General features: G+C 53.5%; 1 protein-coding gene and 1 pseudogene. Both read right to left on the bottom strand.

The window, feature by feature from the left end:
* Positions 1-82: pseudogene (locus AB3X89_RS39950) on the bottom strand (IS5/IS1182 family transposase); the annotation flags it as partial.
* Between the two features lie 651 nt (positions 83-733).
* The coding region (locus tag AB3X89_RS39945) for a hypothetical protein (RefSeq protein ID WP_368588025.1) at positions 734-917 on the bottom strand (184 nt) is incomplete at its 5' end.

Here is a 917-nt window from a genome sequence, read left to right as displayed (position 1 = left end):
TCAGCGTCAGATACGGCGCCGCGAAACTCCATTCCTCATCCGACACATCAGTCGGATACCCTTTGCGGTCTGTTCTTTTCATCCCGCCAGGATAACAGGTCTCAATCGAAGTTCCTAACACGCTCTAATTTCAACGCTGTGACGTGCACCGAACCATTCGGATCCTTGAGGATGCCGATCGGCTTTGGAAATCGCCCGACCCTGAGGCAGTAGGTCGGGCGATCTGGGTCTATTCCGACATGAATTGGCGCAGTACATCCAGTCTTAAACGCTGGCTCGCAAATGGCGGAATGACTTTTCAAGCCTGAAATCTGCATGCCGCGAACTGGCTGGGATCATAGAGGAGTGGGAAGACGAGGTTGGTCAGGCAGATTGCGAGGTGTTGGAAGTCTCGAAGGCGACTACCCACAAGATCGATTTGATTGGCGTCGGCAATCTCGATGAGCCTCCACAAACCTGACGGCCGTCCCTGTCTGCGACAACCCTTCGGGTGCCGGCAGATGCGGCTAGCAATGCGACCGATGTGGCAAAACGTTGTGGTAGATTGTCTCGATCAGAGTGCGTTTGCTGCGAATCGAATGCAAGACGCACTGATCGATTCGAGCGCTTCGTTCAGTCGCAGTCCGATTTGTCACATGCGTGATTGGCTGGAAAGAGGTCATCTAGCCGGAGCATTGTGAACATCGATCGATATAGCCGTCTACCTGACGTATTTATGTCCAAGCTTGTCAGACTATTGTTCCAACGTTGACTCCGCCGTTATGATGAGGCTGGGAGGAGGCATTTCCAACGTAAGCGGCTCGTGCCGGCCGTTATAGACGGTGGCTGAGGGCGACATCAAAGTGATGCCCATCATTTCCAATCTGATGGGCACCACTTTGACACAGTCTGCGGAGAAGAAACCGGGGACACGAACG

The organism is Paraburkholderia sp. BR14320 (assembly GCF_040948665.1).
GTDB lineage: Bacteria > Pseudomonadota > Gammaproteobacteria > Burkholderiales > Burkholderiaceae > Paraburkholderia > Paraburkholderia youngii.
Note: the sequence above shows the minus strand (reverse complement) of the source record. Positions and strands in the feature narration are given on the sequence as shown.